Annotated in this window: 21 protein-coding genes; 20 read left to right on the forward strand and 1 reads right to left on the reverse strand. The window is 55.9% G+C overall.

The window, feature by feature from the left end; genetic code table 11:
• Window positions 1–25: 25 nt before the first annotated feature.
• From purM to PT964_RS09270, 5 genes are all read left to right on the forward strand, one after another.
• Window positions 26–1,081 carry a phosphoribosylformylglycinamidine cyclo-ligase gene (gene purM / locus PT964_RS09250; protein WP_274363067.1) on the forward strand — a complete coding sequence of 352 codons (1,056 nt, stop codon included), beginning with the start codon at window positions 26–28 and terminating at the stop codon, window positions 1,079–1,081.
• Window positions 1,078–1,695 (forward strand): phosphoribosylglycinamide formyltransferase, encoded by a 618-nt coding sequence (gene purN / locus PT964_RS09255; RefSeq protein WP_274363068.1) that lies wholly within the window; start codon window positions 1,078–1,080, stop codon window positions 1,693–1,695. The genes purM and purN overlap by 4 nt, the downstream gene beginning before the upstream one ends.
• 806 nt (window positions 1,696–2,501) lie before the next feature.
• On the forward strand, window positions 2,502–4,037 hold the full coding sequence (purH, locus tag PT964_RS09260; protein WP_274363069.1) for a bifunctional phosphoribosylaminoimidazolecarboxamide formyltransferase/IMP cyclohydrolase: 1,536 nt from the start codon (window positions 2,502–2,504) through the stop codon (window positions 4,035–4,037).
• Window positions 4,038–4,062: 25 nt separating this feature from the next.
• Entirely contained in the window at window positions 4,063–5,322 is a 1,260-nt protein-coding gene (purD, locus tag PT964_RS09265) for a phosphoribosylamine--glycine ligase (protein WP_274363070.1), read from the forward strand.
• 111 nt (window positions 5,323–5,433) lie between these two features.
• On the forward strand, window positions 5,434–6,486 hold the full coding sequence (locus PT964_RS09270; protein ID WP_274363071.1) for a DUF3048 domain-containing protein: 1,053 nt from the start codon (window positions 5,434–5,436) through the stop codon (window positions 6,484–6,486).
• A gap of 62 nt (window positions 6,487–6,548) precedes the next feature.
• On the opposite strand, the gene PT964_RS09275 is transcribed toward PT964_RS09270, so the two are convergent.
• A complete protein-coding gene (locus PT964_RS09275; RefSeq protein ID WP_274363072.1) occupies window positions 6,549–7,067 on the reverse strand; it encodes a hypothetical protein in 519 nt (172 codons plus the stop codon).
• Between the two features lie 191 nt (window positions 7,068–7,258).
• Between PT964_RS09275 and PT964_RS09280 the strand changes: the two genes are divergently transcribed.
• The 15 genes from PT964_RS09280 to PT964_RS09350 all read left to right on the forward strand — a co-directional run bounded on the left by PT964_RS09280 (window position 7,259) and on the right by PT964_RS09350 (window position 19,537).
• Window positions 7,259–7,549 (forward strand): YerC/YecD family TrpR-related protein, encoded by a 291-nt coding sequence (locus PT964_RS09280; RefSeq protein ID WP_274363073.1) that lies wholly within the window; start codon window positions 7,259–7,261, stop codon window positions 7,547–7,549.
• 4 nt (window positions 7,550–7,553) lie between these two features.
• Window positions 7,554–8,348, forward strand: a complete 795-nt coding sequence (locus tag PT964_RS09285) for a sirohydrochlorin chelatase (RefSeq protein ID WP_274363074.1) — start codon at window positions 7,554–7,556, stop codon at window positions 8,346–8,348.
• The gene (locus tag PT964_RS09290; protein WP_274363075.1) at window positions 8,327–9,325 is read left to right on the forward strand and encodes a diacylglycerol kinase; all 999 of its coding nucleotides are present in this window, start codon (window positions 8,327–8,329) and stop codon (window positions 9,323–9,325) included. The genes PT964_RS09285 and PT964_RS09290 overlap by 22 nt, the downstream gene beginning before the upstream one ends.
• Window positions 9,306–10,781, forward strand: a complete 1,476-nt coding sequence (gene rlmD, locus PT964_RS09295; protein ID WP_425262693.1) for a 23S rRNA (uracil(1939)-C(5))-methyltransferase RlmD — start codon at window positions 9,306–9,308, stop codon at window positions 10,779–10,781. The genes PT964_RS09290 and rlmD overlap by 20 nt, the downstream gene beginning before the upstream one ends.
• A 280-nt stretch (window positions 10,782–11,061) precedes the next feature.
• Window positions 11,062–11,613 (forward strand): cupin domain-containing protein, encoded by a 552-nt coding sequence (locus PT964_RS09300; RefSeq protein WP_274363092.1) that lies wholly within the window; start codon window positions 11,062–11,064, stop codon window positions 11,611–11,613.
• A gap of 196 nt (window positions 11,614–11,809) precedes the next feature.
• A complete protein-coding gene (locus tag PT964_RS09305) occupies window positions 11,810–12,637 on the forward strand; it encodes a ParA family protein (RefSeq protein WP_274363076.1) in 828 nt (275 codons plus the stop codon).
• A complete protein-coding gene (locus tag PT964_RS09310) occupies window positions 12,585–13,523 on the forward strand; it encodes a ParB/RepB/Spo0J family partition protein (RefSeq protein ID WP_482194166.1) in 939 nt (312 codons plus the stop codon). The genes PT964_RS09305 and PT964_RS09310 overlap by 53 nt, the downstream gene beginning before the upstream one ends.
• A gap of 77 nt (window positions 13,524–13,600) precedes the next feature.
• Window positions 13,601–13,810, forward strand: a complete 210-nt coding sequence (locus PT964_RS09315) for a hypothetical protein (RefSeq protein WP_274363077.1) — start codon at window positions 13,601–13,603, stop codon at window positions 13,808–13,810.
• On the forward strand, window positions 13,798–14,406 hold the full coding sequence (locus PT964_RS09320; RefSeq protein ID WP_274363078.1) for a hypothetical protein: 609 nt from the start codon (window positions 13,798–13,800) through the stop codon (window positions 14,404–14,406). The genes PT964_RS09315 and PT964_RS09320 overlap by 13 nt, the downstream gene beginning before the upstream one ends.
• A gap of 47 nt (window positions 14,407–14,453) precedes the next feature.
• A complete protein-coding gene (locus tag PT964_RS09325; protein ID WP_274363079.1) occupies window positions 14,454–15,575 on the forward strand; it encodes an SAF domain-containing protein in 1,122 nt (373 codons plus the stop codon).
• 11 nt (window positions 15,576–15,586) lie between these two features.
• Complete coding sequence (locus PT964_RS09330; RefSeq protein ID WP_274363080.1) at window positions 15,587–16,294, forward strand: hypothetical protein; 708 nt, start codon at window positions 15,587–15,589, stop codon at window positions 16,292–16,294.
• Between the two features lie 34 nt (window positions 16,295–16,328).
• Window positions 16,329–16,703, forward strand: coding sequence for a hypothetical protein (locus PT964_RS09335; protein WP_274363081.1), 375 nt, complete (start codon window positions 16,329–16,331; stop codon window positions 16,701–16,703).
• On the forward strand, window positions 16,694–17,167 hold the full coding sequence (locus PT964_RS09340; protein WP_274363082.1) for a P-loop NTPase family protein: 474 nt from the start codon (window positions 16,694–16,696) through the stop codon (window positions 17,165–17,167). The genes PT964_RS09335 and PT964_RS09340 overlap by 10 nt, the downstream gene beginning before the upstream one ends.
• Window positions 17,164–19,035 carry an ATPase, T2SS/T4P/T4SS family gene (locus PT964_RS09345; protein ID WP_274363083.1) on the forward strand — a complete coding sequence of 624 codons (1,872 nt, stop codon included), beginning with the start codon at window positions 17,164–17,166 and terminating at the stop codon, window positions 19,033–19,035. The genes PT964_RS09340 and PT964_RS09345 overlap by 4 nt, the downstream gene beginning before the upstream one ends.
• Window positions 19,025–19,537, forward strand: a complete 513-nt coding sequence (locus tag PT964_RS09350) for a hypothetical protein (protein ID WP_274363084.1) — start codon at window positions 19,025–19,027, stop codon at window positions 19,535–19,537. The genes PT964_RS09345 and PT964_RS09350 overlap by 11 nt, the downstream gene beginning before the upstream one ends.
• The last annotated feature ends 5 nt before the right edge of the window (window positions 19,538–19,542 follow it).

Consider the following 19,542-nt stretch of genomic DNA (forward strand, 5'->3'; position numbering starts at 1 on the left):
AGATATTTTGGGAGAGGTGACGGGAATGTCGGAAGCGTATAAGGGCGCCGGCGTTGACATAGCCGCGGGCAACGAAGCGGTGGAAAGAATGAAGAAGCATGTAGGCCGTACCAACCGCCCGGGTGTGCTGGGAGGACTAGGGGGCTTCGGCGGACTGTTTTCTTTAGCCGAGGCCGGCGCAAAGTACGAGGACCCGGTGTTGGTCAGCGGTACCGACGGCGTCGGCACGAAGCTCAAGGTGGCGTTCGCGGCCGATAAGCACGACACGATCGGCATCGACGCCGTCGCCATGTGCGTCAACGACATTGTCGTGACGGGCGCCGAACCGCTGTTCTTCCTCGATTATCTCGCCTGCGGGAAGCTGGTGCCGGAGAAGATCGAGCAGGTCGTCGCAGGCGTGGCCGAGGGCTGCGTCCAAGCAGGCTGCGCGTTGATCGGCGGCGAAACGGCGGAGATGCCGGGCATGTATGCCGAGGGCGAATACGACATTGCCGGCTTCTCGGTCGGCGTTGCGGAGCGCTCGCGCATGGTGGACGGCAGTTCGATCCGCCCGGGCGACGTCGTGCTCGGTTTCGGCTCCAGCGGCGTGCACAGCAACGGGTACTCACTCGTGCGGCTGCTGCTTTTATCTGCTGACGGCGGACGATATGGCATCGACGAGGCGGTTCCGGAGCTCGGAGGCGCCGTATTGGGCGACGTGCTGCTGACGCCGACGAAGATTTATGTAAAGCCGGCGCTTGCTTTGCTTCGCGGCGTCGAGGTGAAGGGCATGGCGCACATTACGGGCGGCGGCTTCATCGAAAACATTCCGCGCGTGCTTCCTTCAGGAGTTAACGCGCATATTCGGCTCGGCTCGTGGGATATGCCGGCGATCTTTCCTCTGCTGCGTTCCGTCGGATCGCTGTCGCATGACGATTGCTACCGCACGTTCAACATGGGCATCGGCTTCGTGCTGGTCGTTCCTGCGGACGCGAAGGACGAGGCTATGCGGCTGGCGCGCGAGCACGGGGAGACCGCCTATGAAATCGGCGTCATCACGGAAGGCACCGGCGTCGTCACGTTCGAGGGCGCGGAGGCATGAAACGCGTTGCAGTATTCGCGTCGGGCTCCGGCTCGAACTTCGAGGCGCTGGTGAAGGCGTCTCGCGAGGCGGGGACGGGCTCGGCGCCATCGTATGAGATCGCATTGCTGGTCAGCGACCGGGCCAAATCCGGCGCTGTGGCGCGTGCGGGAGATTTGGGAGTTGCGGTGCTGACGTTTCGCGCCGCGGATTATGGTTCGCGCGAAGCGTACGAGCGGATGCTCGTTGACGAGCTGCGCGCGAGAAACATCGATTTTATCGTATTGGCGGGCTATATGCGGCTCGTTACGCAGGTGCTGCTTGACGCGTTCGACGGGAAGATCATAAACGTTCATCCTTCGTTATTGCCCTCATTTCCCGGAACGGATGCGATCGTGCAGGCGATTGCGTACGGGGCGAAAATTACCGGAGTTACCGTGCATTTCGTGGACGGCGGGATGGATACCGGCCCCGTTATTGCGCAAGAGGCGGTTGCGATCGATGCGGCGGATACGGCGGAGACGCTGGCACCTCGCATTCACGAGGCGGAGCATCGGCTGCTGCCGTCCGTCGTCGCCGCCTTCGCCGAAGGGCGAGTGAGGCTCGACGGGCGGAAGGTGTGCGTGCAGCGGTGACGGTACTGCAGGTGCTGTGGGATACAGCAGTTACTGCTGGTACTGCGGGTACTGCCGGTACTGCCGGTACTGCCGGTGCTGCTGGTTATTGCGGTTACTGGTGGTTACTGTGACTGCGGCTACCGCCAATGCACCGCGCGCTGACGCTAACCACTTAGGCGCTAACGGAACCGGATGTCCGCTAATTTTGTCGAAACCGGGTAAAAGGGCCGATTAGCGGAAACAAATGTCCGTTAATTTGCTTAAATCGCCGATTTTCGGCGGTTTTCGGGCGATTAGCGGACAACTCGTTCCGTTAATTGGCCTATTTTNGATTAGCGGAAACAAATGTCCGTTAATTTGCTTAAATCGCCGATTTTCGGCGGTTTTCGGGCGATTAGCGGACAACTCGTTCCGTTAATTGGCCTATTTTAGGGGCGCGGCGGGTTTTAGCGGACAATTTGTTCCGTTAACCTCGGCGGTGAAAACCGGATGAAGAAGACGATCCGGGGTTAGCACCAAAAGCTAGTGCAAATACTCTGCGGGCGGCCGGTTCAACCAGAGTTAGCAGCAAAAACTCTCATGTCCTGCGGACACCACCAATAAAGTTCCGTTCGAGGTGGTCGGCCATGCGGTGCGGAGGAGAACAACGGAAGGAAGTTCCGTTGGAAGCAGCTAGTTTGGCGGTGTGGAGGTTGCAGCGGAATAAAGTTCCGTTCGAGGTGATCGGCCAAGCGCTAGCACCAAAACCTGGTGCTAACGGCATCGGTTTAAACACATATAAACACATACAAACAATACAAACAAACCAACCAGGAGGTACGAACGTGGCGAACAAACGAGCATTGATCAGCGTATCGGACAAGACGGGTGTGGAGCATTTTGCGGCGGAGCTTGTGAAGCTCGGCTTTGAAATCATCTCCACCGGCGGCACGAAGACGATGCTGGAGGGCAAGGGCATCCCGGTAACAGGGATCTCAGATGTAACGGGCTTCCCTGAAATATTGGACGGCCGCGTAAAAACGCTGCACCCGGCAGTGCACAGCGGGTTGCTGTCCGTCCGCTCCAGCGAGGAGCACCGCAAGCAAATGGAGGAGCTGAACTTAGGCTACATCGACCTGGTAGCGGTCAACCTGTATCCGTTCCAGCAAACAATCTCCAAGCCGAACGTGCCGTACGAGGAAGCGATCGAAAATATCGACATCGGCGGTCCGTCCATGCTTCGCTCTGCGGCGAAAAACCACGCCTTCGTCACCGTCGTCGTCGACAGCGCCGACTACGAGCAGGTGCTTTCCGAGCTGGCGGCTAACGGCGATACAACGCTCGAAACCCGCAAAAAGCTCGCCGCCAAAACGTTCCGCCACACCGCAGCCTACGACGCACTCATTGCAGGTTATCTCACGGAACGCCTCGGTGAGGAATTCCCGGAGCGCGTAACCGTCACCTACGAAAAGGTGCAAGACCTGCGGTATGGAGAAAATCCTCATCAAAGCGCGGCATTTTATAAGAAGCCTCTTGCCGGAGCGGGCAGTCTCGCTAACGCGGAGCAGCTCCACGGCAAAGAGCTTTCGTACAACAACATCAACGACGCGAATGCCGCCCTCAACATCCTAAGAGAGTTCAACGAGCCGGCCGTAGTTGCCGTCAAACATATGAACCCGTGCGGCGTTGGCATCGGGGCCGACATCTTCGAAGCGTATACGAAAGCGTACGAAGCCGACCCGACGTCCATCTTCGGCGGCATCGTCGCGGCCAACCGCGCGATCGACGGAGCGACGGCGGCGAAGCTGAGCGAAATTTTCCTGGAGATCATCATCGCGCCGGACTTCACACAAGAGGCGATGCAGGCGCTCACGAAAAAGAAAAACATCCGCCTGCTCAAGCTTCCGTTCGTACCGACACAGGACCGGCACCAGCTCACATCGGTAGAAGGCGGAGCGCTGCTGCAGAGCACGGACACCCTCCAAGTCAAAGAAGACGAAATCCGTGTCGTGACCGAACGAGCACCGACCGAAGAAGAGCTGAAGCAGCTGCTGTTTGCCTGGAAGGTTGTCAAACACGTGAAGTCGAACGCCATCGTGCTTGCACGCGATAACATGACGATCGGCGTCGGCGCCGGCCAAATGAACCGCGTCGGCTCCGCGCGCATCGCCATTGAGCAAGCCGGCGAAAAGGCGAACGGCTCGGTCATGGCTTCGGACGCGTTTTTCCCGATGGGAGATACGGTGGAGCTCGCGGGCAAATCCGGCATCAAAGCGATCATTCAGCCGGGCGGCTCGGTGAAGGACGAAGAATCGATCGCCGCGGCGAACGCGGCCGGCATCGCCATGGTGTTCACCGGCGTGCGCCACTTTAAGCACTAACACGGACAGAGGGGAGAACGTCACGATGAACATCCTCGTGGTAGGACGGGGCGGACGCGAGCATACGATCTGCTGGAAGCTGAAGCAAAGCCCGAAGGTGAATAAGCTGTACTGCGCACCAGGAAACGCAGGCATCGCGCAAACCGCAGAATGCGCACCGATCAACGAAAATAACTTCCAAGAGCTCGTCGCGTTCGCAAAGCAAAACAGCATCGACCTTGCCGTCGTCGGCCCTGAGGATCCGCTGTTCGCGGGTCTCGCCGATGAGCTCGAGGCTGCGGGCATAAAAGTGTTCGGTCCGCGCAAAAACGCCGCCATCATCGAAGGCAGCAAGGCGTTCACCAAAGAGCTGCTGAAAAAATACGACATCCCGACCGCCGCCTACGAAACGTTCGACAGCTTCGAGGAAGCGCTCGCCTACACCCGCAAACAAGGCGCGCCGATCGTCATTAAAGCGGACGGGCTCGCGGCAGGCAAAGGCGTAACAGTAGCGTCCACACTCGAAGAGGCGGAGGAAGCGCTGCGCACGATCATGCTCGATAAAGCGTTCGGCGAAGCGGGAGACAAGGTCGTCGTCGAGCAGTTTCTGCAAGGCGAAGAAATGAGCATCCTAAGTTTCGTAGACGGCAGCGTCGTTAAGCCGATGCCGCCTGCGCAGGACCATAAGCCGATATTCGACAACGACAAGGGGCCGAATACGGGGGGAATGGGAACGTATTCCCCGGTGCCGCACATTCCGCAAAACATATACGACGAAGCGATCGAGACGATCGTCAAGCCGACGGCGGAGGCGATGGTTAAGGAAGGCCGTCCGTTTCGCGGGGTGCTGTTCGCGGGGCTCATGATTACGGCCGACGGTCCCAAGACGATCGAATTCAACTGCCGCTTCGGCGATCCCGAAACGCAGGTCGTTTTATCCCGTCTGGAATCAGATTTGGCGGAGCTGTTCGAAGCGACTGTCAACGGCCGCCTCCAAGACATCGAACCGAAGTGGAGCAACGATTCGGCCGTATGCGTCGTGCTTGCGGCGGGCGGTTATCCGGGCTCCTACAAGAAAGGCGATCCGATTGACGGACTCGACGACGTAAAGGAATCGGCCGTATTCCATGCCGGCACCGCGCTGCAGGACGGCCGCGTCGTCACGAACGGCGGCAGGCTGCTCGGCGTAACGGCCACCGGCGCAACGATCGAGGAAGCGCGCCGCAAGGCGTACGCGGACGTCGACCGCATTCGCTACGAAGGCAAGCAATACCGCAGCGACATCGGAAAAAAAGCGCTCAGATAACCTAATAGAAGCCGCTCTCGGCCGTTCGTTCGAATGGCTGCGGGGCGGCTTTTTTCTGAAATATGATTCCCATCGTGCCGATGCTAGTCTATTATAGAGTCAGGTGATGACATGAAAAAATGGCTGCTAGCAACGCTAACACTATCCATCGTATGTTTACTGGCCGCCTGCGGCAGAGGCGCCGCCGAGGAACCGACCGAGCCCGAAACGCCCCCTCCCGCAGAGCAAGAAATTCCGGAAGAACCTCCTAAGCCGGCCTTTACCGCTCCGTTAACCGGGTTAGGACTGGATCGTCCGGTAGAATCGCGTCCTTTTTTACTTGTGATCAATAATCATTCGAAAGCCCGTCCGCAATCCGGATTAAGCCAGGCCGACCTATTTTACGAGGTGCTTGCGGAAGGGGAAATTACGCGGATTCTCGCCGTATTCCAGAGCCATACGTTCGACGGAGCGATCGGACCGGTCAGAAGCATTCGACCTTATTTCATCGATATCGGCAAAAGCTTCGACGCCATCGACATTCATGCAGGCGGCAGTCCGGACGGCTACGCCATGCTGAAGAAGGAAGGCTTGGATCATTTGGATGAAATCACGAATGCGGGCCCCTACTATTGGCGGGACAAGTCCAGAAAAGCGCCTCACAATCTGTACACGAACCTGGAGAACATCGGAAAAGGCGTAGAGAAGAAAAAGTTCGCCACAGCGGCGACCAATATTCGATCGTTTTCTTTTTTGCCCGAGGATGCTGCCGCAGAAGGGGAAGTCGCGTCCGCTTTCGACCTCACGTTCCTTCTGAAGTCATATAAAGTATCGTACCAATATGATTCCGAGCAAAAGGTTTACAAGCGATTCATCAACGACGAGCCGCACACCGACCTTAACAATAATGAGCAACTATCGGCCGCCAATGTGGTGGTGATGGAAGCGCCGCATAAAGTGTTGGACGATGTCGGACGCCGGGCGGTCGATTTGTCGGCCGGCGGCAAGGCGAAGATTTTCCAGCAGGGCAAGGTTCGGCCGGCGGAGTGGAGACGCAATCGGACGGACGATGCGATCCGGCTTTACATCAACAATGAAGAGGTCGGTTTGGTTCCGGGTCAGACTCACTTCTTGATTATTCCGGACAAGCCCGGAATGGAAGAGCGATTGCAGTATCGGCCATAGGAGTGGAACGGCGAAAGCGCCCGAAGCAGGATCGGGCGCTTTTTTAGCGCATGCGGCTGTATCTACCTTCTGCGGCGCGAAGAATTGGTTCTTCTTCTGCGGCGTCTGCGGCGGCGGCGGGGCAGCTCGGCCTCCTCGCTCTCGTTGTTGTTCGATTTTCTGAGGCTTCCGAACAGAAGCTTCACCATGGGACCCATCTCTTGAAGGGTGCCCATAATTTTATGCGCCTTCTGGACATTTTCCAGTACGCCGTCGATGCCGCCCATGCGGTCGATAATTTGGCGAATATTGCTCAGGCTGTTCAGCAGCCCGGGGATCGCTCCGCCGGCTCCACCGGCACCGCCGCCACCGCCGCCACCGCCGCCGCCGAATAGTGCTCCTAATAAGCCGCCTCCCTGGCCGCCGGCAGGTGCGGGAGGGAAGGCGCCTCCGGGCGGTGCGCCGAAAATTCCGGGCGCCGGTCCGCCGAAATCCATCGGCATGCCGAACGGCTGCTGGAATGCGCCCGGTTGTGGTGTTAATGCTCGTATTTGCGCACCGTCGTAATACGGGGTGTTTCTGACATGTACTCGTTTATTCACCGCGCTCACTGTCCTTTTATAAGGTTCTTAGGCTTACATACAACACTCTATGTGAACGCCTACCGTTTGGTATGGACTAATGTCCCGGTGTCAAAAGAACGTACAAGGGGCTTTCTTGCGGAACCGAAGCATGCTACTATAGTGATGTAAAATTTTAATGCGTTAACGTCCGACTGAGGAGGAACTTGGCAGTGCAGCTTAAAAAATTAAACGATAAATCGATCGATCAGCTTTTTGAAGCGATTCTTACACTAAAGGACCTTGAGGAATGCTATTTATTTTTTGACGATCTATGCACGGTGAACGAAATCCAATCGCTGTCGCAGCGCCTTGAGGTTGCGCGCATGCTACGTAAGGGAAGCACATACAATCAGATCGAAACCGAGACGGGAGCGAGCACGGCGACTATTTCCCGGGTAAAACGGTGCCTCAACTACGGCAACGACGGTTATAAATTTACGCTGGAGCGGCTTGGAAGGTAACTTCATGGCTCGCGTCGGCGTACTCGTCATTTCTCACGGCTCCCGCAATCGGGAATGGGTCCGCCTTGTCGATGAAGCGATTCAGCCGCTTCGGACCGTTTGGGACTTTCCGGTTGTAGGCGCTTTCCTGGAAATTGTTGAAGGGCGGCTCATTCAGGACGGCATCGACGAGCTGGAGGCGCAGGGCGTAACGGATATTATTGCCGTTCCGCTTTTTATTTCGTCCGGGAGCGGGCATGTCGAGGAAATATCGTGGGCGCTCGGCGCGAAGGAGCATTGCCGCATCGAAACCGATTTGACACCATACCGGCTGCGCTCGCGTATACATTGGTGTGCGCCGATCGATGCCGATCCGGATATTGCGGACATTTTGTATGAGAAAATGATTCCCTTATCCAAACGGCCCGACCGCGAGATCGTATTGGTCGTCGGCCACGGCAGCATGCTCAAAGGGTTTCATTCGGTATGGCGGGGGATGCTCGAACGTATCGCGCAGCGGCTGAAGGAGAAGGGCGGCTTCGCGGCGGCGGATGGCGCCATGCTGCTGCCGAATCAAATTCCGTGGAAGCTGAAGCTTTGGGGGAAGAAGCGTCCGGAATCGGACGTGCTGGTCGTGCCGCTGTTTGTGAGCGAGGGATATTTTACCGAAAAAGTCATACCGGCGCGATTTGAAGGGTATGATGTTCGATATAACGGCCGTTCGCTGCTGCCGCACCCACTCTTGACGCACTGGATGGAGCGGCGCATCGCGGAGAAGCTGGAGGAAACAGAAAACGTATGGCGAAAAGAGCGAGACTAATCTACAATCCGACGTCCGGGCGGGAAGAGATGAGAAGAAGGCTGCCGGACGTGCTGCAGCGTCTTGAGGGCTATGGCTACGAGACGTCCACGCACGCAACCGCAGGCGCGGGGGATGCGACGAAGGCGGCGGCGGAGGCGGCGCGGCGCGGCTTTGACATTGTCATTGCGGCGGGCGGGGACGGAACGATCAACGAGGTCGTTTCCGGCCTGGCGGAAGCGGAGAAGCGGCCGCCGCTCGGCATTTTGCCTGTGGGGACGACGAACGACCTGGCAAGAGCGCTGGGCATCCCGCGTTCTTGGGACGGGGCGATCGATATTATCGCCGAGGGGCATGCGCGGGCGGTCGACATCGGGCGGCTCAACAACCGGTATTTCATTAATATTGCGGGCGGAGGCTCTTTGACGGAGCTGACGTACGAGGTTCCGAGCAAGATGAAGACGGTTCTCGGACAGCTTGCGTATTATATGAAGGGGCTTGAGAAGCTCCCGCGGTTTCGGCCGATCGAGCTGACGATCCGCAGCGCGGAGATGATGCTCCACGAGGACTTTATGCTGTTCCTTGTGGCGAATACGAGCTCCGTCGGCGGCTTCGAGCGGCTGGCCCCGGATGCGCGCATCGATGACGGGTTGATGGATGTGTTTTTGCTTCGCAGGTGTACGCTCGCCGACTTTATCCGGATCGTTACGCACCTGCTTCGGGGGGAGAGAGTGAACGATCCGCTGGTCGTTCATTTTCAAACGAAGTATGTCACGATCGAGTCGAAGGATTACGTGCAGCTGAACGTAGACGGCGAATTCGGCGGAACGTTGCCTTGCGAAATCGAGGTGCTGCCGGGGCATCTCGACTTGTTTTTTCCTTCCGGGGGACAGGGTTATCATGCAAGGCCGGGCCAGTCCGGTCCGAGCAGCATCGGTTTTACCCCGGGCGGCGGAGTAATGATGAGCGGAGTGTGGAATCAGCTTGAAGAAATATAGTCATACGGACGGTCGGGACCGCAGAGGCCCCGGCCTTACTACTTCCGGTAAGAGTGTGCGGGCGGTTTCCGCACCCGTTGAGATAAATCAGATTGTGGAAGCGGACGTGATCGGTCTTGCGCATGAAGGGGAAGGCGTCGGTCGCGTTGAAGGGTTCACGCTGTTTATACCGGGCGCGCTTCCGGGCGAGCGGGTAAAGGCGCGCGTATCGGAAGTAAAGAAGCAGTTCGGACGGGCCGAGCTGCTTCAGGTGTTGGTTTCGAGCACCGATCGCGTGGCCCCGCCTTGCCCGATCTATGAGCAGTGCGGCGGGTGCCAGCTGCAGCATATGGCTTATCCGGCGCAGCTGGAGTGGAAGAGGCGGATGGTCGTCGATGCGCTGGAGCGGATCGGGAAGCTGAAGGTAGGTTCCGAGGGCGGCGTTGTCGTGCATCCGGTGATCGGCATGGACGAGCCGTGGCGCTATCGGAACAAAGCGCAGGTGCCGATCGGATTGGACTTGTCCGAGGGCGGACTGGTGGGCGGATTTTATGCTATGGGCTCTCACGACATCGCCGATATGGACGCTTGTTTGATTCAGCATGAGCGGAACGATGAAGCGGTGGCGGCGGTGAAGCGCATCGCGCGTGAGCTCGGGATTGAAGCGTACGATGAAAAATCGCATACCGGCTGGATGCGGCATGTCGTCGTGAAGTACGGGTTCGCGACGGAAGAGTTGATGGTCGTGCTGGTGGGGACCGCTGCTGATGTGCCGGGTTTAAGGGCGTTTGTGGGCCGCATTCGGGATGAAATGCCGGGTGTCGCCAGTATTTGCTTGAACGTGAATCCGGAGCGGACCCGGCTTGTGTACGGCGAGCGGACGATGACGCTTTGGGGCAAAGACACGATCGTCGATACGATCGGCGGCGTGCGGTTTGCGATATCGGCGCGGTCGTTCTATCAGGTGAACCCGGTGCAGACCGAGGTGCTGTACCGCACCGCGCTCGACTACGCCGGCTTGACCGGCGAGGAGACGGTGATCGATGCCTATTGCGGCATCGGGACGATTTCGCTGTTCCTGGCGGGACGGGCGCGGCATGTGTACGGCGTCGAGATCGTGCCCGACGCCGTGGAGGACGCTCGCGCGAACGCACGGCTGAACGGCATAGCGAACGTCGAGTTCGCCGTTGGCCGGGCCGAAGCCGTGATCCCCGCTTGGCGCGCGGAAGGCATCGACGCCGATGTCATCGTCGTCGACCCGCCCCGCAAGGGCTGCGACGCCGCCCTGCTCGACACCATCGTCGCGATGCGGCCTCGGCGAGTCGTGTACGTGTCGTGCAACCCGTCCACGCTCGCCCGCGACCTACGCATCCTCGAAGACGGCGGCTTCCGTACCATTGAAGCGCAGCCGGTGGATATGTTCCCGCATACGGGGCATGTGGAGTGCGTAATAGGAATGCAACGAATCGATACGTAGAAATCCTTTATTTTCAACACTTTGCGCGTTTTATGACTTTCACGGCAGACGGCAGCGACTTCAAAAATAAGGTGCTCAAAGACAAAATTGAGGTTTCCGTCGTTTTGGACCTGGATTTGGACGTCGGGTGTGTAGAAATGTTGAATGCATAGGATTAGCCGCTTGTTTAGCGTCGCCATTTGGGTTATAGCCCATTATTGTACATTTGTATTCCTTAACAATAGGCAACCGCATAGGATAAAAGGTAAATCATGAATCCTAAGAAGAGAGAGGAATGAATATGTACCTGAATACAGGCTCTCACAGTCCGTGGCATCATCCTATGCATAGTAATTTGAATTACAATTATTGGGGCTATAATTGGAACCCGCATTACTATAACTGGTTCATTAGCAACCGTTATCCATATTATAGATTCCCTAAATTTATGGATTTTGGAACAAAACCATTTGTAGTAAATATTGACCAAGCCGCTAAACAAAACAATACGTTCCGCACCGCTATATGGACAGGGAAACATTTTCAAGTGACTTTGATGAGCATTAACGTTGGCGATGACATCGGCCTAGAAGTCCATCCAACTACCGATCAATTCATACGTATTGAAGAAGGCCAAGGACTTGTTCAAATGGGTGATAGCAAAGATAAATTAGATTTTCAAGAAATGGCCTATGATGACTATGCCATCATGATACCTGCTGGAAAATGGCACAATGTAACCAATACAGGAAATACACCGCTAAAAGTTTACGTCATTTATGCGCCGCCCGAGCATCCATTTGGTACAGTTCATGAAACAAAAGCAATTGCAATGTCAGCTGAAGAACACTAACACTGCGGCTCCTAACCGTTTACGAATGGCATTGCATTTCCAAACACTAAGGCAAACTACTTATACGATATGGACTTGAATATTCAAGAGGACGCCCTTTATGCGGCGTTCTCTTTTTATATAGATACTATTCAAAAAGCCGGTTGCCCTGAAATATCAGCGCAACCGGCTTTTTGCGTGAAAGGAGAAGCATAAGATGACCAAGGTGATCGCCCTTGCCAATCAGAAAGGCGGCGTGGGCAAGACCACAACGGCGGTCAACCTGGGGATCGGTTTGGCAGCCGATGGGAAAAAGGTTCTGCTGGTCGATGCGGACGCGCAAGGCAACCTGACGGATTCGTTAGGGTTCCACGAACCGGATAATTTATCGTTATCTTTGGCGACATTGCTGGCGAAGACGATGCTGGAAGAATCCTATGAAGCGCGGGAAGGTATTTTGCATCACCATGAAGGCGTTGACCTGATGCCAGGCAATATTGAATTGTCCGCTGTTGAAGTATCGCTCGTCAATACGATGAGCAGAGAAACGATTTTGCGTTCGTACATCGATTCGGTTAAAGCCGATTACGACTACGTGCTGATCGATTGCATGCCGAGTTTGGGCATGTTGACCATCAATGCGCTGGCGGCAGCAGACAGTGTCATTATCCCTGTTCAAGCACACTATTTGCCCGCCAAGGGAATGACGCAGCTCTTGCAGACCATTGCCCGTGTGCGCAGGCAGATCAACCCGAAGTTGGTTTTGGATGGCGTGCTGCTCACTATGGTAGACAGTCGGACGAAATTTGCCAAAGACATTTCCTTTATTCTTCGGCGCGACTACGGCGACAAGCTGCGCGTGTTCAACACCGAAATCCCCTTATCTGTTCGCGCGGCGGAAACAAGCGCCAAGGGGAAAAGCATCTACGTCCATGATCCGGATGGGAAAGCTGCGGAGGCTTATGCCGCCTTTACGAAGGAGGTGCAAAGCATTGGCAGCGAAAGACGACATGCGCGCCAGCATCAAACTGACCACAGTCGCTGATTTATTCTCGACGGAGGAGAGCCGCGCCGACCAGCAGCGGGAAAAGGTGATGGAAATACCATTGTCGGAAATCAGCGATTTTCCCGGACATCCGTTCAAGGTGAAGGCGGACGAAGCTATGTTGGAAATGGCAGACAGCGTAAAACAATACGGCATTCTCGTTCCCGGCCTGGTACGTCCGAAGACGGACGGCGGCTATGAAATGGTAGCCGGGCATCGTCGTAAAAAAGCGAGTGAACTGGCAGGCAGAGAAACGATGCCCTGCATCGTCCGCGAACTGGACGACGATCAGGCGACGATCATCATGGTGGACAGCAACCTGCAACGGGAAAATATTGCGCCAAGCGAGAAAGCATTCGCCTATAAGATGAAGTTGGAGGCGATGAAGAGACAGGCAGGCAGACCTAATAGAGAAAATGTGTCCCAAATTGGGACACAAAAGCGGTCCGATCAATTGTTGGCAGATCAGGCAGGGGAAAGTCGCAATCAAATCCAGCGCTATATCCGTCTTACCGAACTAACCCCCTCCATTCTCGAAATGGTAGACGATAAACGGATCGCCTTCAATCCGGCCGTAGAACTTTCATACTTGGCCGAAGAAGAACAGAAAGCCCTGTACGAAACGATGCAGTCCGAAGACTGCACGCCTTCGCTGGCGCAGGCGCAGCGCATGAAAAAACTGAGTCAGGACGGGCGGCTTAACGTGGATGTCATCTTCTCGATTCTCACAGAGGAGAAGCCGAACCAGAAAGAAAAGATGACCATTCGGCGCGAGCGGATCGACCGTTTCTTTCCGAGGGACTTCACCGAAAAGCAAAAGGAAGACCTGATCGTACATCTGTTGGAAAGCTGGTATAAAAAACGGCAACGGGAACAGGAACGTTAGCATGTATCCTGTTCGGCAGGCACTCTCCCCTAGGACGGAGAGCTTTTTTATGCCCATTTTTGGGGAGGCGATTCATGGTGTATTTCACGAAAGGGAGGCGTCGTCAATATGAGCGCCTGATGCAAGAAAAGCCGGGGTTCAACCGCTTTGAAGTTTTGGAGGATGAGACCGAGCAGCCGCGCACGCGAAACAAGAAATCTCGTGAAACCGGTCAATCAAAGCGAAGCCCGGGAACGAAGAATGACCGCAATTTTCCAGGAGATGAGGACGGACAATGGAAGAAATAAAGCGAATGGTGGACAACTATGAAGTCGTTCAGGCCATCTCCATCGGGAAGGTGGAAGTGCTGCTTGGCATAGACGAAACCAATGCCGAACGTCCGTACATGGTTTGTACCTGCACCCGAAACAATTCGTTGGGTGTCGAGCAATTTTACGCGTTTGCAGTCGGCGCGGATTATCTTGAGGCCGTGCATGACTTTGTTTCCCGCGTGCAATGCGAGCTGGAGGATCTCAAAGAAGAAAGGACCAGTGTCAAGGTGCCCCTATCTCCCCTTACCCAAGCCCAATGCCAGCCGATTCGCGAAGAGATGGGTATTGACAACCAGGTTGTTGTCATCCGACCGGAACGGTTGCGACCCGAATATCGCACCGCTGTTAACCAGCTTGTGCTGGCACTAAGCGGTTTTGGCACCTCTGCCAATTCCCGAGGTCGCGCCGTCTACGTGTTAAATCTGTATACCGGTGAAGAGGCTCGCTGGAATCGGGAGGATTTTATGGGTCTGATAAAACCGGAGCATATGCCTGCATGGGCGCAAGAAAAACTGGAGCAGCATCAGATTGGAACTCAGCAAAAGCCGAAGCGCCGTGACGAAGCCCGGTAAAGTCATTCGATAGCACTTCAATCTCGGTTTGAAAGGAGACGTGAGCGATGTCGTGGACTTATCGGCACCGCAAGACCCTTATAATCGTCGCGATTGCCGTAAGCGTTTGTTTACTTGCGGCTGCTGCCATCTATTCTCTGATTAAGCAATCTGAGCAAGAGCAGAAACAGCAGCAAATGAAGGAACATTATGAAAAGCAAATCGAAGAACTGAAATCGATAAAGGAACAATCGCGCAGAAGCGTTTGGACTGTGGCGCGCACCATTCCTGCCGGTGACACGGTGAAGGCGGAAGACCTCAAGTCTGTCCCGCTGCCTGCGAATCTGGTACCGCAAGGGATGATTACCGATCAGAATGCGGTCATCGGCAAAAGCGCCAAAATCGAATTACAGCCAGGCACGCCGTTGATGCCTTCCATGCTGTACGAGAGCGCGCCGATCCCGAAGGATTTGCGCGTGCAGGAGTTTCATGTCATTCAGCTTCCCTCCAATCTGCAAAAGGGACAGTACATCGACGTGCGAATCAACTTCCCGACTGGCGAGGATTTTGTCTTGCTGGCGAAGAAGAAGGCGCGGGAGTTGTCCGGCAATGTCATCTGGCTGGAAATGAACGAGCTGGATATATTACGGACTTCAAGCGCGATCATCGATGCCTACTTGCAAGGCGCGCGGCTGTATGCCCTGCCCTACATCGAGCCGGGCTTGCAGGAATCGGCGGTAGTCAATTATCCCGCCAATCCGACGGTGCTCGATTTGATGGAACATGATCCGAACCTGCTCGAAAAAGCGACAACCGAGCTTGCCCGCCAACTGCGAACGACACTGGACGACAATCTGAAGGCGATGAGCGAGTCGGACAAACTGCGCGTAACGAGCGGCAGCGTAACGGTTCAGCAGCAATTGCAAAACGAACGGATTGTCACGCAGCAAGGCAATGCCATGCATGAGGCGACCCTATCGCCGCCACCGGCAGGCGCAACGGCTACGGTCGATCAGGAACCGCCAGCTGCGCAGCCGCTGCCCTCCTCTTCCGTTCCGACAACGACGAGTGAGAATCGGCCGGAAACGTCAGCGGAGTCTACATCATCTGTTTCAACAGAACCGGCACCAGCTTCACCGTCTGGAGAGCGTGCAAAAGTGGATAAATTGGAGCAAATTTTTAATCAGTGAAGGAGGCCGTCATGAAAAAAGTCGTATTTTTTGGCGCGCCGGACAAAAGCCACCTGCTCCTTGTGCTGGGCAAGCTGCTCACGGCGATGGAGCGAAAGGTGCTGATCGTGGATTCCGCCCTTGCCCAGTCCATGCAAGGCTATTTGCCGCGAACGGATTTTGGCTGTTCGCTGCGGGAGTTTGAAGGCATCGATGTGGCGACCGGGCTCATCACGCCAGCGCAATTGGAACGTTCTTTGTTTCAAGCCGGAGGCGAAACAGCATACGATGTCATGCTGCTCGACACCGATCACACTGAATTTGTGAAAGGACGAGAGTTGCCGGGATACGACAAGCGGGTTTGGTGCAGCAATTGGAGCCGACTCGGCATGCATAAAAACGCGGAACTGATGCAGCGGCTGTGCCTTCACGAAGCGGAAGGTCAGCCGCTTTCGTTTTACAAACTGATTGCTCCCACTCTGCCGATCGCCATACCCGAGTCGTATATCGATTCGCTGCTGCCGCAGCAGGCGATACGTTGGGAGGACACCGTGTTCCGCTTTCCGCTGGACGAACGGGATATGTCGGTCGAACTGGACAACCAGCATCATGGCCGCATCGACATCAGGCGGCTGTCCGGGGCGTATCGCCGGAACGTGCTGGACATGCTTCAACAGTTGTTTGAGTGCGATGTCAAAACTGCCCGGCGGGCATGGGCGCGGTCTCGAAGACGCGGGTGAATCCAGGAATGTTGCACGAAAGGAGATGAAGCAAATGGGTTATACCGTGGTGTTTTGGAGTCCGGTACCGGGACAGGCCGGTACGACGAGCAACCTGATTGCAGCCGCGGCGCTGCTCGGATTGGAATACTCCTCGCGCCTTTTGTTGCTTGGGCATTTGCAAAGCGAATATGCTGCCATTGAACGCGGCTTTTACCCGAGGCGATCCTGGATAAATAAAGCGGACGCCCCGCCTGACGCGGGCGTCGACGCGCTGCTGAGGCTTCTGCAAAACCGCAAGCTGGAACCGAAAATGCTGCGGGATTATACGTTGCCGTTGCTCGCCTCGATATTCTGCGGGGATCGAACAAGCCGGACGTATCGTTTGTTTCATCCGCGCAGGATTGGCTCGGACCGCTCTTGGAACTGACAAAACGCGCTTACGATGTGGTGTTGCTGGACGGCGGAAGCGGCAACGTGTCGGAATGGACACGGACATTGCTGCGTCAGGCGGAATTGTTGGTCGTTTGTCTACCACAAAATGCGCTCAAACTGGAGCAAGTTTTTCCGATGGTAGAGGCGCAGGTTCTATCAAACCGGAAGCTTTTGCTCGTATTCGGGCAATATGACCCTCGCTCGGCGTTTACCGTCAAAAACATCATGCGTCAGTTCCACCGACGGGAGCCTGCGTACCCGATTGTTCATAATACGGGATGGCTTGATGCCACCCAGCAAGGAGACGCAATACATTTTTTATTTCGTAACCGGAAAGTGCCGCGCAATCATAAAAACAGTCTCTTTATGCAACAAGTACGGGCATTGGCGCAGGCGATCATCCAGCACGCTGGATTAGACAAGCCTCTTTTCGGCGGGAGGGAGGACGATGGACGATGATGTTCGTGCTGAACGGTTTGCTTATCGGGGGCATCCTCGTCGCAGTCGGCATCATGCTTTATTTGCGCATGAGCCGCCGTTTGCCGGAGCGGCCGGACGAAAAGCCGGTTTACACACTGGATGCGATGACCGTATATGTGAAAGAAGCGCTGCATGAGATGACGAGCAGCAACCTGATCGACTTCGGCTTGTCGGAAGAAGAATACCGGCGCCGCAAAAACAAGCGGGCAGAATTGAAAAAAGCGCTGCGGGGCTGCACGTCCGGAGATTTGCGGGACAAGGCGTATGTGAAGCAGGTAATCGCTGATTTACTCGAACAGCGCTACCATCTGGACGACAATAATCTGAATCGCCTACTGCCGTTTGACGACCCGCAGGCGCTCACATCGCAAGATCAGTTTGATATCCTGCTCTTTCTGTTTAAGAAACAACATCGTTTGAAAGCGCTGGACGAACTGATCCGCAAATATGAGCTGGACCGCCCCAAACGGAGCCTGGAAGGCGAAGAGACTGAGTCGTACCGGATTACCGCCGACGAAATTCGCGATATTTACAAGCAGGAAGCGCGCAGGCTGTCTGCCGGGGACAAAACGCAGATCGTTGTGCAGCGGATCTACCAGCAGTACAAAGGGTTTAGCGTCATCGACGAAATCCGCGACATGAAAATCGACGGCGTATCGGGGGGCGTCTCCGGCATCCCGCCCTCGATGTGGGAAGGCGAATGGAGCCTGGAGGAGGAAGCGCAGCTTTCCGAGGTGCCGAGGTCGCATGACAGCGTATGGCTGTTTTATAAAGGGAAATCCATTCATTTGAGCTTCCTGTCCTTCGGCTCGGAGGAAGAACTGAGACGCGTGTGCCAGAACGTGTACAAACATAACTTTCCCGGCCAATTGTCTGAGGCGAGCGGCTTCAAGGTGAACGAAATGGCCGATGGCTCCCGCGTCGTCGTGCTGCGCCCCCGGTTCAGCGAATCGTGGGCTTTTTTTGTGCGCAAATTCGATGTGCAAAACGCCACGCTGGAACAATTGATCCAGGACGACAACGCTGAGCTTCCCATCGGGCTGATCCGATATCTCGTCATGGGCGAGCGCATTACGGCCATTACCGGCGCGCAGGGCAGCGGCAAAACGACGCTCTTGATGGCCATGGTGCGCTACATTCCAGCCATCTTGCCGATCCGGGTGCAGGAAATGAGCTTTGAGCTTCAACTTCGGAAAATATACCGGGAACGCAACATTTTAAGCTTGCGGGAAACCGAAACGATCTCCGGGCAGGACGGTCTGGACATCCAGAAAAAAACGGACGGCTCGGTCAATATTTTGGGAGAAGTGGCGACCGACCCGGTTGCGGCCTGGATGGTGCAGATGGCGCAGGTCGCTTCGCTGTTCACCTTGTTTACGCATCATGCCAAAACGTTCCGCGATCTCGTCTATTCGCTGCGCAACTCGTTGCTGAAGACAGGGGTGTTTACGAACGAAAAAGTGGCGGAGCAGCAGGTCGTGAGCGTCATCAACTTCGACATTCACCTCAGGCGGGACGCGGACGGACATCGCTACATCGAACGAATTACCGAATGCGTCCCGTTGGAGCAGGAAACAGCCTACCCGGAGACGTTCCGCTACAAAACGACGACCGAGGAGAAAATGACGGCGTTCATGGAGACGATGCTGGAATATTTCCGCCGCTCGACGGACCGCCCGCTATACGTCGCGCGGAACGTTATCGAATACCGCGACGGACGCTATGTCGCTGTTCATCCGTTGTCCGAGCGAAGCCGCAAGGAAATCGCCGCATGCCTCGCCGGGCCGGACCAGGCGGCGTTCGAAGCGTTTTTGGCGGTTTATTGGGGGGATGGCGATGAAACTTGAATGGCTGTCTCTATTGCTGGGCGCAGCGACGGTGCTGTTCCTCGCGATGGTGGCGGCATTTCAATGGGTATCCCGCCACGGTTCGGACGTGGAGGCCGTTCGGCGGTATGAAGCGCTGCGCAAACCGGGCAAAGCCCGCAAGAAGCAAGCGCTGCATAGCGTGTTGCAGCAGTTGTATCGCCTATGCGAACGCGTACCGATTCTACGCGCTTATTTGCACCAACTTCGCAAACGAATGACCATTCTCCAGCTTGGCGACGAATGGAAGCTGCGGCTGGAGACGATGAAGTCGGCGCTCCTCATATGGGGCGTGCTGCTCGCGGCGGCTGTTCCGCTGGCTATCGGCGTGCGCGACCCGGCCGCGCTCGGCATGATTGGCATCGGCTTTTGGGTTGGCCACGGAATCCTTTCGGACAATCTGGTCCATAGGCTGGAGACGCGATTGCTTCGGCAACTACGGCATTTTTTTTCTACAACTGACCAATTAACGTACAAAACTTAGTTTCA

It is taken from the genome of Paenibacillus thermotolerans, assembly GCF_028745515.1.
Lineage (GTDB): Bacteria > Bacillota > Bacilli > Paenibacillales > YIM-B00363 > Paenibacillus_AE > Paenibacillus_AE thermotolerans.